Origin of the sequence: Streptomyces canus (assembly GCF_030815415.1) — a bacterium.
Taxonomy (GTDB): domain Bacteria; phylum Actinomycetota; class Actinomycetes; order Streptomycetales; family Streptomycetaceae; genus Streptomyces; species Streptomyces canus_F.
In genome coordinates this window covers 9,493,461-9,508,318 of the sequence record NZ_JAUSWW010000001.1, presented here as the reverse complement: position 1 = coordinate 9,508,318, position 14,858 = coordinate 9,493,461, and the positions used below count along the sequence as shown (strand labels likewise).

At 69.1% G+C, this 14,858-nt stretch carries 11 protein-coding genes and 2 pseudogenes; 9 read left to right on the top strand and 4 right to left on the bottom strand.

From position 1 onward, the window contains the following. Window positions 1–53 precede the first annotated feature (53 nt). The 4 genes from QF037_RS44145 to QF037_RS44130 all read left to right on the top strand — a co-directional run bounded on the left by QF037_RS44145 (window position 54) and on the right by QF037_RS44130 (window position 4,595). Window positions 54–1,532, top strand: a complete 1,479-nt coding sequence (locus tag QF037_RS44145) for a family 2 encapsulin nanocompartment cargo protein terpene cyclase (protein ID WP_307035342.1) — start codon at window positions 54–56, stop codon at window positions 1,530–1,532. A gap of 16 nt (window positions 1,533–1,548) precedes the next feature. Beyond that, the gene (locus tag QF037_RS44140; protein WP_307035340.1) at window positions 1,549–2,424 is read left to right on the top strand and encodes a geranyl diphosphate 2-C-methyltransferase; all 876 of its coding nucleotides are present in this window, start codon (window positions 1,549–1,551) and stop codon (window positions 2,422–2,424) included. A gap of 319 nt (window positions 2,425–2,743) precedes the next feature. Further along, on the top strand, window positions 2,744–3,700 hold the full coding sequence (locus QF037_RS44135) for a phage baseplate protein (protein ID WP_307035338.1): 957 nt from the start codon (window positions 2,744–2,746) through the stop codon (window positions 3,698–3,700). A gap of 256 nt (window positions 3,701–3,956) precedes the next feature. After that, a complete protein-coding gene (locus QF037_RS44130; RefSeq protein ID WP_307035336.1) occupies window positions 3,957–4,595 on the top strand; it encodes a BlaI/MecI/CopY family transcriptional regulator in 639 nt (212 codons plus the stop codon). 54 nt (window positions 4,596–4,649) lie between these two features. Here the strand turns inward: QF037_RS44130 and QF037_RS44125 are convergent. Next, a pseudogene (locus QF037_RS44125) lies at window positions 4,650–4,973 on the bottom strand (hypothetical protein); the annotation flags it as partial. Window positions 4,974–5,106: 133 nt separating this feature from the next. Beyond that, complete coding sequence (locus QF037_RS44120; RefSeq protein ID WP_307035334.1) at window positions 5,107–7,374, bottom strand: M4 family metallopeptidase; 2,268 nt, start codon at window positions 7,372–7,374, stop codon at window positions 5,107–5,109. A 490-nt stretch (window positions 7,375–7,864) separates the two neighbouring features. Between QF037_RS44120 and QF037_RS44115 the strand changes: the two genes are divergently transcribed. The 3 genes from QF037_RS44115 (at window position 7,865) to QF037_RS44105 (ending at window position 12,151) form a co-directional block, all read left to right on the top strand. Next, window positions 7,865–8,362 (top strand): hemerythrin domain-containing protein, encoded by a 498-nt coding sequence (locus QF037_RS44115; protein WP_307035332.1) that lies wholly within the window; start codon window positions 7,865–7,867, stop codon window positions 8,360–8,362. A 151-nt stretch (window positions 8,363–8,513) separates the two neighbouring features. Beyond that, complete coding sequence (locus tag QF037_RS44110; protein ID WP_307037686.1) at window positions 8,514–9,866, top strand: RICIN domain-containing protein; 1,353 nt, start codon at window positions 8,514–8,516, stop codon at window positions 9,864–9,866. A gap of 140 nt (window positions 9,867–10,006) precedes the next feature. Beyond that, window positions 10,007–12,151 carry a glycoside hydrolase family 9 protein gene (locus QF037_RS44105; RefSeq protein WP_307035330.1) on the top strand — a complete coding sequence of 715 codons (2,145 nt, stop codon included), beginning with the start codon at window positions 10,007–10,009 and terminating at the stop codon, window positions 12,149–12,151. Between the two features lie 383 nt (window positions 12,152–12,534). On the opposite strand, the pseudogene QF037_RS44100 reads toward QF037_RS44105, so the two are convergent. Continuing rightward, window positions 12,535–13,203 (bottom strand): annotated as a pseudogene (locus QF037_RS44100) (alpha/beta hydrolase). A gap of 118 nt (window positions 13,204–13,321) precedes the next feature. Between QF037_RS44100 and QF037_RS44095 the strand changes: the two are divergent. Together QF037_RS44095 and QF037_RS44090 are read left to right on the top strand one after the other, a co-directional pair. Beyond that, window positions 13,322–13,501 (top strand): hypothetical protein, encoded by a 180-nt coding sequence (locus QF037_RS44095; RefSeq protein ID WP_307035329.1) that lies wholly within the window; start codon window positions 13,322–13,324, stop codon window positions 13,499–13,501. Between the two features lie 137 nt (window positions 13,502–13,638). Then, a complete protein-coding gene (locus tag QF037_RS44090; RefSeq protein ID WP_307035327.1) occupies window positions 13,639–14,451 on the top strand; it encodes a hypothetical protein in 813 nt (270 codons plus the stop codon). Here QF037_RS44090 and QF037_RS44085 read toward each other — a convergent pair. After that, window positions 14,393–14,803 (bottom strand): hypothetical protein, encoded by a 411-nt coding sequence (locus QF037_RS44085; protein WP_307035326.1) that lies wholly within the window; start codon window positions 14,801–14,803, stop codon window positions 14,393–14,395. The genes QF037_RS44090 and QF037_RS44085 overlap by 59 nt on opposite strands. Between the last annotated feature and the right edge of the window lie 55 nt (window positions 14,804–14,858).

Genomic DNA, 14,858 nt, shown 5'->3' with positions numbered 1-14,858 from the left:
CGCCCCCGTCCACGCCGTACGTGCGCTCGCGCCATCGCAGTAAGGAGTAGCAGATGCCCGATTCCGGGCCCCTTGACCCGTCGATCCCCGGGCAGCGGTCGAAGGCGACGACCGCTGTGCCGGACGTCCCCACGCCGGCGATCCCCGATCTTCCGACCGCAGCGGCGGCCTTTGGCCTCGCGGCACTACCGCGTCGGCCGATCACTCCGCCGCCCCCTCCCCCGCCGGCCACCGGCACGCTGCCCGCCACGCCGCCCCTCCCCGCCGCCGAGCCCTCCCTTCAGCGGGTCCTGGGCGGACCGACGGGCCTGGGCACGACCTCGCTGTCCCTGGCGGGCACTTCGCAGCCGACGAGCACACCGCAGCCCCCTCCTCGGCATCCGCCGGCCGCTTCGGCCGAAGCGGCCGCGGCTCCCGTAAGCGACCCTGCATTTCAGCGGGTCCTGGGCGGGCCGACCGGCCTGGGCACGACCTCGCTGTCCCTGGCCCACACTCCGCGGCGGCTGCTGCCCGAATCCGCCCCGGTGCTCCCCGCCGCCAGACCGCCCGCCGAGGGCCAGGCCGTTCCCGGGCTGTACCACCACCCGGTCCCGGAGCCCGATCCGGTACGTGTCGAGGAGGTGAGTTCCCGGATCAAGCGCTGGGCCGAGGACGAAGTCCAGCTCTACCCCGAGGAGTGGGAAGGCCAGTTCGACGGCTTCTCCGTCGGGCGGTACATGGTCGGCTGCCACCCGGACGCTCCCACGGTCGATCACTTGATGATCGCCACCCGGCTGATGGTCGCGGAGAACGCCGTCGACGACTGCTACTGCGAGGACCTCGGCGGCTCGCCCATCGGCCTCGGCGGACGCCTTCTCCTGGCGCACACCGCGCTCGATCCTCTCCACACCACCCCGGAATACGCACCGGCGTGGGAGGAGTCGCTCGGCTCGGACCCTCCGCGGCGCGCCTATCGCAGCGCGATGGACTACTTCGTCCGGATGGCCACGCCCTCCCAGATCGACCGCTACCGCCACGACATGGCCCGGCTGCATCTGGGCTATCTGGCCGAGGCCGCCTGGGCCGAGACCGATCACGTCCCTGAGGTGTGGGAGTACCTGGCGATGCGCCAGTTCAACAACTTCCGCCCCTGCCCCACCATCACCGACACCATCGGAGGCTACGAGCTCCCAGCGGACCTGCACGCGCGGCCCGAGATGCAGCGGGTCATCGCGCTGGCCGGGAACGCGACCACCATCGTCAACGACCTGTACTCCTACACCAAGGAACTCGCCGCCCCCGGCCGCCATCTGAACCTGCCGGTGGTGATCGCCGAACGCGAACAGCTCTCGGAGCGCAACGGCTATCTCAAGGCGGTCGAGGTCCACAACGAACTCATGCACGCCTTCGAGGCGGCAGCGGCCGACCTCGCCGCGGCCTGCCCCCTGCCCCCCGTGGTGCGCTTCCTCAAGGGCGTCGCCGCGTGGGTCGACGGCAACCACGACTGGCACCGCACCAACACCTACCGATACAGCCTGCCCGCCTTCTGGTAAGGAAACGGACACCTCAGTGACCACAGAAATCACCCCCACCGTCTCCGCGACGATTCCGGCCCCGGCAACCCCCTACCAAGGGGACATCGCCCGGTACTGGAACACCGAGGCACGGCCGGTGAACCTGCGCCTCGGTGATGTGGACGGGCTCTACCACCACCACTACGGCATCGGCGCCGTCGACCATTCCGCGCTCGGCGATCCGGAGCACAGCGCGTACGAGAAAAAGCTGATCGCCGAGTTGCACCGGCTCGAGTCCGCCCAGGCCGATTTCCTCCTGGGCCACCTCGGCCCCATCACGCCCAAGGACACTCTCGTCGATGCCGGCTGCGGGCGTGGCGGATCCATGGTCATGGCCCATCAGCGCTTCGGCTGCAAGGTCGAGGGCGTCACCCTCTCCTCCGCCCAGGCCGACTTCGGCAACGGGCGAGCACAGGAGCTCCGTATCCAGGACCACGTGCGCTCCCGGGTGTGCAACATGCTCGACACCCCCTTCGAGAAGGGCAGCGTCACCGCCTCGTGGAACAACGAGTCGACCATGTACGTCGACCTGCACGACCTGTTCGCCGAGCACTCACGCTTCCTCAAGGTGGGCGGCCGGTACGTGACCATCACCGGCTGCTGGAATCCCCGCTACGGCCAGCCCTCGAAGTGGGTCTCCCAGATCAACGCCCACTTCGAGTGCAACATCCACTCCCGCCGTGAATACCTGCGGGCCATGGCCGACAACCGCCTCGTGCCGCAGACCGTGATCGACCTGACCCCCGACACGCTGCCGTACTGGGAGTTGCGGGCCACGTCCTCACTGGTCACCGGGATCGAGGAGGCGTTCATCGAGTCGTACCGGGACGGCTCCTTCCAGTACGTGCTGATCGCGGCCGACCGCGTCTGACACACCATCAGACGCCGCACACGGCAGCCAGTGCGCGTGGCGGCCCACCCTGGGCCGCCACGTCCGGATCCCGGTGCCCGGTACGGGATATGGCTTCTGACGGGTGAAGAGGGCGCATCCCGCCTGCAGTTCGGCATGTCGACGTCCAAAGGCCCGGTTGCTAAGTTGATCGCGCCCAGCGAGAAGGGCCGAACTAGGGGATATGGTGACGAAATTGAGCGAAACAGACCAAAGCGGTAGAGGGAGCGACATAAGCCGCCGCACGCTCCTTCGGACCGGCACCGGAATAGTCGCCGCCGCGAGCGGCGGCTTTTCGTTGTTGACGGCACAGACGGCGCACGCGGTGGTCGACCCTTCGCAGTACTTCGTCTTCGAAGGGGACGGCGACGATCCCGTCGTACGAAAGACCCTCCACCAGCCCTACTGGGCGATGCAGTCCTTCGCCTTCGACCATGTCCACGGGCACATCTACTTCGTGCAGACCAAGCCCGGAAGCAGTACCGGCGACCTCTGGGTGAGCAGGACCGACTTCAGCGGCAACGTACTGGGCTCCATGGCTCTGCACTCGTTCGACCACGGCTCCTCGATCGGCATCCAGCCGGATACGTCCGGCTCTCCCTACATCTGGCTCGCCGGCGACTACCGGAGCCTGAGCTCCGGCACCGCCCCCAACAGCCACACGATCTGCCGCATCAAGTACCAGGACGGCGGGCTGCTCGACTACCACACCAGTGCCGGCATCACGGAATTCAAGATCGGCCTCTCCGATTTCCTGGACTGTCCGAGACCGTCGATCGACCCCTACACGAACATGCTGCTTCTGCGGTACATGGGGACGACAAGTCCATGGCGCCTCGCGCTGTTCCACCTCTCCGACGTCATAGCGCGGGGCATCAACGACAGCACGAAGCCCCAGGCCAAGCGCGCCTTGCCGACCAACGCCCAACTGGGTCTCAGCGAGTCCGACCTCTTCCAGGGCGTGACCTCGTACGGCCAGTACGCCTACCTGTCCTACGGTGGTGGACCCGCGACGCCCTCGGATCCTGCCAGGCCGTCCTATCTGGTCCGTCTCGACATGAACCAGACCGGCGGGCAGTACAACGAGAAGTTCCCGACGACCGCGGGCAACTCACTGCCCGGGCGCGAACCTCAGGGAATGGCGATCTGGCGGTCCTCCAGCGGCCCGCGGCTCGCGTTCGGCTTCTCCAGCAAGATTGCCGTCAACCCTGACGAGTTCCAGGCGACCGTCTTCTACAAGAGCGACCTCGCCGGGTAAGCAACTCGTGGTAAACACCAGCAGGATGGTGCCGCGGCAACCGAAGCGCTCCGGGGTGGTCCTGAGCCTCCCACCCACCCCTGAGCCGTCCAGTGAGCTACCGTGCGGAACAACTGGCTCCGTCCGAACGTAGTATCTCAAGACCAAGCAACTCTGCATCTACATGGTCCATCGTCCGCGAGCCATGTACGCAATCCGCCCAGGAACTCGCTTGCCGCAGGTACTTGGGCAGGGAGTTCAAGGAGAGGTCGACAACATGTCCGAGAACACCACCACGTCCACGGAACTAACGTCCCAGTACACCGCCCAGGTAACCACCGACCTTGAGCGCAACCTCAAAGAGCAGGAGCGCATCCACCAGGAAATCGCCGCCCTGCAGCAGCAGTTGGCCACCTTGCAGCAGGACCACTCGGTACTCGTGAACATGCACCAAGCACTCGGCCTCACTGTGCCCACCGCCGAGCCCGAGCCCACCGCCGAGGCCGACACCTCCCCCGCACCGGCTCCCGCCAAGAAGGCCGGCACCCGTCGGTCCCGCCAGCCGAAGAAGGGCACCACTCCCAAGGCTCCCAAGGCTCCCAAGGCCTCCACGTCGGCCGCCGCGAAGTCCGAAGCCAAGTCGGCGGAGCCCACACTGGTCAGCTTGATCCGCGACCACCTCGCCGCACAGAGCGAACCCCGCTCCACGGCCGAGATCGCCGCCGCGATGGGCCAGACCCACCCTGACCGCGGTATCAAGGCCACCGTGGTGCGGACCACTCTCGAAGGGCTCGTGGCCAAGGGCCTGGTTCAGCGCGTCAAGCAGGGTAGTTCGGTCTACTACACCGCCTCCGACGCGGCACAGCCCGCCGAGGAGCAGGCGTCGACGGACGCGCAGACCGACACCGCCACATAACCCACCCCGGACCGCCGGCGGCGTGCGCCCGAGAGGGCGCACGCGCCGACCGCGTGGCGACGAGACCCGGCCGGTGAGGTCGCTGTCGTAGGACAGGTCACGCCGGACCGCGAGAAGCGTTCGACGCCTTCGTTCAGTGCGCCTTGCCGTCGTGTGAATCTGTGTACCGCACCCGGTCGTTACTGAACGGGTTTCGATCGCCGAGCCTGTGGTGCACGATGTCGCGGAACGTGAATACGGCGAAGCGCAGGTGTGATTCCAGCGTCCTCTCCGGGATGTGGGTGACCGCAGGTCGACGCGGTAGTCATCACCGCGTGAGCCGCCACCCAGCACCCCGTTGCTGAGCAGCGCACCGTCATAGGAGCCATGCTTGCCGTACACCAGCGGCGTTCCCGCCCCGGGAAACGGTGGTCGGCGAGCCGGGTGTTCTCCAACTGGCGGGTGCACACCACACCGCCGCCCGGATCCCGTGGATCCGGGCGGCGGTGTGCTGCTGGTGTGGGTCAGGGGGTCAGGGGGTCAGCTGCCAGCGTGCGATGTACCCGACGTCGATGGACGCCCGGTCCTGCACGCGCAGTGTCCAGGTGCCGTTGAGCGGTTGTGTGGAGGCGTCGACCGTGAAGGTCTGGTCGACGTTGTCGGCGGAGCCGCCCGTGCGGTTGAGCAGGGAGTAGACGGTGCCGTTCGGGCCGACGAGGTCGACGGTGAGGTCACCGCGGTAGGTGTGGACGATGTTGACGTAGACCGTGGTGGTCGCGGACGCGTTGCCGTCGCGGCCCGTGATGGTCACCGGCGACTCGACGGCGGCGCCGTTGTCGGGGATGTCCACGCGGGTGGCGTTGGCGTAGACGTAGGCGATCTGCCAGGTGAAGGTGTCCGAGGCGGTCGCCCCGGTGCTGTCGGTCACGGTGATCGTGACGTCGCTGGTGCCGAGGGCGGTGGGTGTGCCGCTGATCAGGCCGTTCGGGCTGATGCTGAGGCCGTCGGGCAGGCCGGAGGCCTCGTAGGTCAGGGAGGCGCCGGTGTTGGTGGTGTAGGCGTCCAGTTGGAGGTTGACGGTCTGGTTGACACCGCTGATCTGGTCGGCGGTCGGGGCGAGATTGACGCCGAGGGCGACGCGGTTGCCGACGTTCGTCGCGGCCCAGGCGTCGGCGACGGCGAGGTAGGTGGGGCTGTAGGCGCCGAACAGGTCGGCGGTGGCCGACAGGGTGGCGGTGCGGGCGCCGGCGTAGTCGGTCGTCGAGGTCATGTACGTCGTGAGCGCGCGGTACCAGATGGCGGCGGCGTTCTGGACGCCGATGCCGGTGACAGGCAGGCCGTCGTACGTCGGGCTGTCGTAGTCCACGCCATTGACGGTCTTGGCGCCGCTGCCCTCGGAGAGCAGGTAGAAGAAGTGGTTGGCGGGACCGGAGGAGTAGTGGACGTCGATGCCGCCCAGGGTGGGGCTCCAGTTGTCGCGGGAGTCACCATCCTTGGAGGGCTTGTCCATGTAGCGCAGCGGGGTGCCGTCACCGTTGATGTCGATCTTCTCGCCGACGAGGTAGTCGGCGGGGTCGGCCGGCAGGTTCTCGGAGAACTCGACGGCGGCGGCGAAGATGTCGGAGGTCGCCTCGTTGAGGCCGCCGGACTCGCCCGAGTAGACCAGGCCCGCGGTGGCGGCGGTGACCCCGTGGCTCATCTCGTGGGCGGCCACGTCGAGCGCGGTCAGCGGGTGGGTGTTGCCCGAGCCGTCGCCGTACGTCATGCAGAAGCAGGAGTCCTGCCAGAAGGCGTTGACGTAGTTGTTGCCGTAGTGGGCGCGGCTGTAGGCGGCGACACCGTCGTTGCGGATGCCGTTGCGGCCGTAGTTGTCCTTGAAGTAGTCCCAGGTGGCCGCGGCGCCGAAGGCCACGTCGACACCGGCGGTCTGGCGGTTGGACGGCTGGCCGTCACCCCAGACATCGTTGTCGTCCGTGAACAGGGTGCCGGTGCCCGAGGTGCCCTGGTTGAGGTCGTACGTCTTCTGTCCGGCGCGGTCGGGGTCGACGAGCTGGTACGTCGACCCGGACAGGGTGCTGCCCAGCGGGACTTCGCCGGCGTACTGGCCCGTGCCGGAGCCGGTGTGCACCTGCTCGGCGGCCTGGAGCTGCTTGCCGGTGGCGGCGTCGCTGACGATCTGGAGTTCGCTGGGGGTGCCGTCCTCCTGGACGCCCTCGACGACGGTTTCCCAGGCCAGCACGGGCTTTCCGCTGCCGGCCCAGACCACCAGGCGGGGCGTCTGCTCCGTCTCGGAACCCTTGACGTCGGCGTTCTTCGAGACGGTGAGGGCCTTGGCGGCGGCGCCGGCGGCCGTGATCTTCGGGCTGAGCGAAGGCACCTGGAGGCGGGCCGCGTTCGCCCTGGTGACGGTCGTACGACCGCTCTTGTCGTGGACGACCAGGTCGCCGCCGAGGACGGGCAATCCGGCGTAGGTGCGCTCGTAGCGGGTGTGCAGGGTGCCGTCGGCGTCCTTGATGACGTCCTTGACGACGAGCTTCTCCTTGGCGCCGAGGCCGATGTGCCGCGCCGTGCCGGCCGCCGCGGACCGGGCGCTCTTGATCAGGGCGGTGCGGCGGGCGGGGGTCAGGGAAGGCTGGGCGGCGCCGGCCCGGGGGGTGGCGGTGATCTGCGTGGGGCCCGGGTCCGCCGGGGCCGCGGCGGCGACGTCGGGGGCGGACAGGGCGAGCAGGGACCCTACGGCCGTGAGGGCGAGGGCGGTGGCGCGTCTGCGCCGTACAAGAGCGCGGTGTCGCAGGGGCAACGAGTTCTCCTTCGAAACGACGGCCGGCCCGGGATGGGGCCGCGGACGAGACGGAGCGGCGGGGTACGCCGGTCCGGAGCGCTGCACGGCAGGCGGGTGGAAGGAGGCGGGGGGTGTGGTTGAGCGGTGCTCCGCGTGGTGATTCGGTCAAGGAACGGTGAACTTCCGCAGAAGGGTGGCACTGCGTGCACAGTTTTGTCATGGGAATGCCAAAGCAACGGCTGGAATTGACCATGACGATCAGGCAAATCAGCACAGACGGCGCCGGTTTTCGGCCTCACCCTCGGACACGGGCACGGTGCAGCCGAAGACGCTCGGGTTCCCGGCGGTCAGAGACCGCATCGCCCTCTGAGCCCCCAGGCCGGCGCCCGTCTCACGTTGCCGCGATTGACAGATCGTTTGCGCCGTTGGTAGGACCTTGGATCAACGTCGCGTGCACCCGGCGAAGAGACCGTCGAGGGCATGGAGGCGTCGAAGCCACGGAACTGCCTTGACCACATCACACGGGCGCCTGACAGCCTTCGGCAACCAGTTGATCGAAGTACACCTCTGGCTCCGCGAGGAGCTCGCAGCACTGCGTCAGGACGTCGATTCCTATCTCTCCGGCGGCACCCGAGTCCGCGAGTTGCGGACCCACTGCCTGACCTTCTGCTCGGCACTGGACCGGCACCACAACGGCGAGAACGACTTCGCCTTCACCGAGATCGCCGCACAGTTCCCCCAACTGAGCCCCGTGCTCGAGGAGTTGCGGCGCGACCACCGGCTGGTGGACGACTCCTTGCAACGGCTCGAGCGGCTCGTCGGCGCACTGGACCGGGAGTCCGACCCCACTGAATTCCGGCGCGAGTTGGACAGCCTCGCCGCGCTCGTCGAAACGCACTTCACCTATGAGGAAAAGCGCATCGTCTCAGCGCTCAACGCGCTGGAGGTGCCGGGTTGGGACCACACCCGGCCCGCGTTCCTGCTCACCGACGACGAGGAGAGCTGACGAGCCACGGTTCGCTCTCTGATGGAACGTCATATCCCGGGCAGGACGCAACAGTTCATGTGTCAGGCCTGGCACCGCACCTACCCCTTCGGATATGTCATGTCTCTGCCACAACACCCGCAGTGCCGGAGTGAAAGGAACCACCGTGCACATGCGCCCCCTGCGCGCCCTGTGCGGCACCGCCGCGCTCGCCCTCACCCTGCCCGTGCTGTCCCCTGGTCAGGCCGCGGCAGCCGTCCCCACCGCCTCGGTCTACCTCCAGAATTACGCGACCGGCCTGAACGCGACCGACAGCGGCGGTACCGTCGTCGCGCACAATCCCAAGGGGACCGAGGGCCACCAGCAGTGGACCCCGGTCCCGGTCAGCGGCGGCTACCGGCTGCGGAACGCCGACGAGTCCGACACCTGCCTCGGCGGCAACGGCACCTCAGCGGTGACGACGGCCTGTGGCGCGGACGGCACCACATGGACGATCACCACGGCCGCGGACAGTACGTACACCGTCTCCGTCCCCGGCACCTCGCAGTACCTCACCACCTCGTCCTCCGACTCGGCCGCCATACAGCTCGGATCGTCGGGCGACCTGGCCCGCTGGCACCTGACCCCGACCGCCTACGCCACCACGCCCGCGTCGGCGGACACCCGCACCCTGGACCAGGTCACCTTCCTGACCTCGCACAACGCCTTCGCCAACAGCGCCGACGGTAACTTCGCCTCGTTCCCGGTCAACCTGTTCCCCAACCAGAACTACGGCATCAGCCAACAACTGAGCGACGGCGTACGCGGCTTCATGCTGGACGACTACACCGTCTCGGGCCAGGCCGTGCTGTGCCACAACAGTTGCGACGGCGTCAGCAGCCCCGTCCCGCTCGCCACCGACCTCAAGCGCATGGTCGACTTCCTCAAGGCGAACCCGGGCCAGTTCGTCACCGTGTTCCTGGAGGACTACGCCTCCTCCGACGTACTGAAGTCCTCGCTCGCCTCGGTCGAGGGGCTGTACGACGTGCTGTACCGGCCCGACCAGGAGGGCGTGACCACCCACGGCTGGCCGACCGTGGCCGACCTGGCCGCCCGCGGCAAGCAGTTGCTGATCTTCAGCGACCGCACCCGCGCCAGCGACAGCGCGAACGGCTGGACCAGCCGGGACAGCTTCGGAGTGATGTACCAGCGTGAATGGACCGTGGAGAACTACTGGTCCATGGGCGGCGGGATCGGCACCTCCGACTGGTCCTGCTACAGCCGCTGGGGCACCGGCAGACCACTGACCACCGACTCGTCCGCCTTCCATCCCCTGTTTGTCATGAACCACTTCCGCGACTACACCGTCACCGCCACCGCCACGACCGACAACGGCAAACTCCTCAACCGCGCCCAGAACTTCTGCACACCCGCCGCCCGCAAGAAGCCCACCTACCTGGCCGTGGACCGCTACGAGCTGGGCTCCCCCACCCCGCTCAGCACGGTCAGAACCCTCAACACCTACATCCTCACGCCAGGCCAGTGACCGACACCCGCCCCGCCGAGCGCGGGGCGGGACGTCCCATGTTTCCCCCCGTGCACACCAATTGACGGGTCATCGTGTGCATGACAGGCTCGTGATGGGAGCGCTCCCAACCCCCGCAAACACCCCACCAGGAGCCGCTCATGCATGCCTTCACCTCGTTACGTCACCACAGCAGGCCCCTCGCAGTCGCCCTGCTGACGAGCTCACTCGTCCTCGGCGGCCTGCTGACCGCCCCCACCGCCGCCGCGGCGACCAGTGCCGTGCGCGTCAACCAGGTCGGCTACCTGCCCGACGGCCCCAAGCGCGCCACTGTCGTCACCACGTCCACGCAGTCGCTCACCTGGCAGCTGCGCAACGCCTCCGGAACCGTGGTCTCGTCCGGCTCCACGACCCCGCGCGGCGCGGACACGCCCTCCGGCCAGTCCGTCCAGGTGGCCGACTTCTCCTCGTATCAGGACACGGGCTCGGGCTACGTCCTGACGGTGGACGGCAGCAACAGCGACCCGTTCGACATCCGCGCGAACCTCTACGACGGGCTGCGCTCCGACTCGATGGCGTTCTTCTACCACCAGCGCAGCGGCATCGCCGTCGACGCCTCTCTGGTGGGCTCCGCCTATGCCCACCTGGCCGGACACCTCGGCGTCGCGCCCAACAAGGGCGACACCTCCGTCCCCTGCCAGTCCGGGGTCTGCGACTACACCCAGGACGTCAGAGGCGGCTGGTACGACGCCGGCGACCACGGCAAGTACGTGGTCAACGGCGGCATTTCCGCCTGGCTGGTCGTCAACTCCTTCGAGCGGGCCAAGCGTGCGGGCAAGGACGCCGCCCTGGGCGACTCGACACTGCGCGTGCCCGAGCGCGGCAACGGCACCCCGGACGTCCTGGACGAGGCACGCTGGGAGCTGGACTTCCTGATGCGGATGCAGGTACCCGTGGGCAAGCCGTACTCGGGCATGGCCTTCCACAAGATCCACGACGCCAACTGGACCGGCATCCCGACCCGCCCGGAGCAGGACGCCCAACAGCGCGAGCTGCACCGCCCGTCCACCGCGGCGACCCTCAACCTCGCGGCGAGCGCCGCCCAGTGCGCCCGGGTCTTCCGCCCGTACGACGCGGCCTACGCCGACCGCTGTCTGGCGGCCGCCCGCCGGGCCTGGACGGCGGCCCAGGCCAACCCCGCGATGTACGCGCCGGATTCCGACAGCACCGGCGGCGGGGCCTACGGCGACGCCCGGGTCACGGACGAGTTCTACTGGGCGGCCGCCGAGCTGTACGCGACGACCGGCGAGAGCGCCTACCGGGACGCCGTGACGTCCTCGTCCTGGCACACCTCCGCCGACGCCTTCACCTCGTACGGCTTCGGCTGGGCCGACACGGCGGCCCTGGGCCGGCTCACCCTGGCCACGGTCCCCAACGGACTGCCCGCCTCCGACCTGGCGCGCATCCGCACCTCGGTGACGTCGGCCGCCGACGGCCATCTGTCCAGGATGGCCGCGCAAGGTTACGCCGTGCCCATCCCGGCGGACGGATATTTCTGGGGCTCCAACGGCGAGGTCGCCGGCAACGCGATCGTCATGGCCGTCGCCGGGGAGCTGACCGGCAACGGGCGCTACCGCGCCGGCGCATTGGAGACGATGGACTACCTGCTCGGCCGTAACGCCATCGGCCAGTCCTACGTCACCGGCTACGGCGAGAAGGACTCCCGCAACCAGCACCACCGCTTCTGGGCGCACCAGTCGGACGCCTCGCTGCCCAACCCTCCGGCGGGTTCACTCGCGGGTGGTCCCAACGACGACCTCCAGGACCCGGTGGCGCAGGAGAAGCTGGCCGGTTGCGCGCCCGCCGCTTGTTATGTCGACGACATCGGTTCGTACTCGACCAATGAAGTGGCCGTCAACTGGAACGCTCCGCTGGCCTGGCTCACCGCCTACGCCGCCGAGCGGACGTCCACCGGCGGTGAGCAGCCTGCCGCGGCCTGCGCGGTGACGTACAAGGTGGACAACGCCTGGAGCGACGGCTTCACGGCGACCCTGACCGTCAAGAACACGGGCCAATCCGCCGTCAGCGGATGGCAGTTGACCTGGAGCTACCCGGGCAGCCAGCGTGTGACCAGCGCCTGGAACGCGACCGTCACCCAGAGCGGGGCCGCCGTCGTGGCCCGCAACGTCGACTGGAACCGAGCGATCGCACCGGGCGCGACAGCGAGTTTCGGCGTCCAGGGATCCCTCAGCGGGACCAACCCCTCCCCTGCCGCCTTCGCCCTGAACGCAAGCCCCTGCGACTGACCGCGGCTGACCGACGGGGTGCGGGACCCGGCCCCGCCTACAGCACAAGACTGCGGCACAGCGCCGGGCCCGAAGGCCAACGGCGGCTGTGCCGCAGCCGTTTGTGCTCAGTAGGGAAGGATGCGCCCCGAAGGCGTCCGGCGGTCGATCTCGATGTTCCGCGGCGCGCTGGGCCGACGGCTGACACGGACGCGAACCCGGGCCTGACGATTCATGACACCTCCGTGTGCTGCGCGTCCGCTGCGGAATCTGGCCCGCACCGGCTGCCTTCACCCTCGCCGACGCGCTGGTGAAGGACATCGTGCCCAGCGGGCGGGCGATCATGCGCCCTGGGAGGACGCACTCCCCTCGGCGGCCCGGCGGACGCCCTCAGAGCGCCGGGATCACTGTCCTGCCCGGCGGCGCGTGTACGACTCCAGGAGTTCGACGATGAGGTCGGGCTGTCCTATGAACGGGGAGTGGCCTGTCTGCCACTCGTGCACCTCGGTGCAGCGAGTGGCCATCTTCCGTTACAGGCCCGGGTCGATGGCCCGGTCCTGCGCGCAGACGACATAGGTGGAGTCAGTGTGCTTCCAGCTCTGGTGCGCTGGGACTCCTCGCCCGCAGCCGGGGGCTTGCGCACGCAGCAGGCCGACTGCCCAGGCGGCGAGAGGTTCGGGACAGTCGCCGTAGAGGGTGTCGACAGCCCGGTCGGGGTCCAGGCTGGTCGCGCCGTCGGGCTCAAGGTTGATCGCGTCCTGGAGCTGTGGGGACGCCCCGCCCAGACCGGCCGCACTCTCGTCGGCGTCCGGCACGAAGGCCGCCAGATAGATCAAGTGTCCCGCTCCCCGTACCCCGGTGATCACTGATCCGCCGTAGGAGTGGCCGAGCAGGATCGGAGGCTCGTGCAAGGAGTCGATGACTGCCTGGACCGCGGTCGTGTCAGCGCGCAACGAGCCGCGGTGGAGCTCGGGAACGACAACGTCGGTTCCCGAGCTCCGCAGGCGTTCTGCGACCACGGCGAAGTGCTCGGGGCGGTGGTACAGGCCGTGAACGAGCACCACGGCGGCCAATTCGCCCGCCTCCTCAGGTCGGTGTCAGGCCGGTGATTTCAGCTCCGGACCATGACCAGCCATCGCTCGCCACGTGATCCACACGTTCCTGCGCCGTGTGCTGAGGAGGGGTGAATTGGTGAACCGTCAGATCACCGCCGACCGCGAGACGACCCTGCCGCTCGACGACCTGACCGCACTGCGAGACCACCTGCTGGAGCAGCGCCTGTTCCGCGAGGCCCAGCTCCAGCACCTCGCCGGTGCCACGGCGCCGGGCTCCGACGCGGGCCTCGACCGGCAGACCGCCTCCCACCGCTAGGTCCACATCAAGCTCGCCGATGCCGCCCGCATGATCCTCGCCGACGTGGAAGCAGCCCTGACACGAGCCCGCTACTGCGCCCGCTGCCAACACGTCAGGGAGGCAGGCCTGTGACGCCGACAGTCCTGCCCCGTAGCGTGACTGCCCCGAACCGGAACTGGCCGTTGTACCGCTCCTGCTCCGGCATCGCCCTCGACCTCGGCAGCGCCCGTACCCGCGCCTGGGTGTCCGTGCGCGGCACCATCCTCGACGTACCCACGGTGGCGTTTCCCGGCGACGGTGACGTCCACCCCATCCAGCGCGGCACCATCGTCGACACCCCGGCAACGGCTCGGATGCTCGCCCGGTTGCTGCGCCACCGCCTCCCCCGCTTCGGCCGTCGTCTGATCGTCCTGACCATGCCCGTCCTGGGCGGGGTCGCCTTCCGTACCGAAGCCCGCAGCGCGCTGGAAACGCTGGAGCCGCCCACCGTGCTGACCGTCCCGTCCGCCCGAGCCGTGGCCACGGCTGCCGGTGCCGATCTGACCCGGCCTCTGCTCGTGGTGGACATCGGCGCCCACGTCACCGAGGCCGTCCTGCTCGTCAACGGCAGCGTGACCGACGCCCGCCGCACTCTGCTCGGCACCAGCGACCTCGACAGCCAAACCCCGGCCACGCAGATCGCGGACGCGGTCACGGAAATGGTGACCCTGATGGTGGAACAGGACCGCACTCCGCAGACGCTCGACGCCCTGCAGCGAGGTGTGCTTCTGGCAGGCGGAGGCGCACTGCGCGCCGGCATCACCCACGCCCTCGCCACACGGCTGCGCCACCCGGTCCAGCCCGTACCCGCCCCGCACACCGCCGCCGTCCGGGGTGCCGCCACACTTCTGCCGTCAGCACTCGTCGAGGTCAGTCACCGGCGCGCAGGTCGTCGGGCTCTGCCGGGAGGGGCACTTGTCCGACGGTGACACGACGGTAGGCGGCCCGGGCATGGACGATCCGGGCGAGCACCGTGCCGACGAGAGCCGCCGCGCACAGACTGGCGAGCCAGAAGGTGTCCCGAGGCGCGGCCCAGGTGAGGGTGCCCACGGGTGGGATCGCGAAGCCGTTGAGGAACAGCCAGCACAGCACCGCCGTGCCGGGGGCGGCGGTGAAGCGGGCGCACAGTCCCAGTGCGACGGCCAGCAACGACAGCCCGGCCAGGGCGACACCGGGGCGGTCCGTGCCCACGAAGACGTTGTGCAGCGCCACCAGGACCAGGGCACCGCCAAAGGCCGTGGCCCACACCAGGGGGGTGGCAACCGGTCGCGGGACGGGCATGGCCGAGGGCGGCGGCCGTCCGGATCCGGTGCACTGCACGAGGACGCAGAGGCCC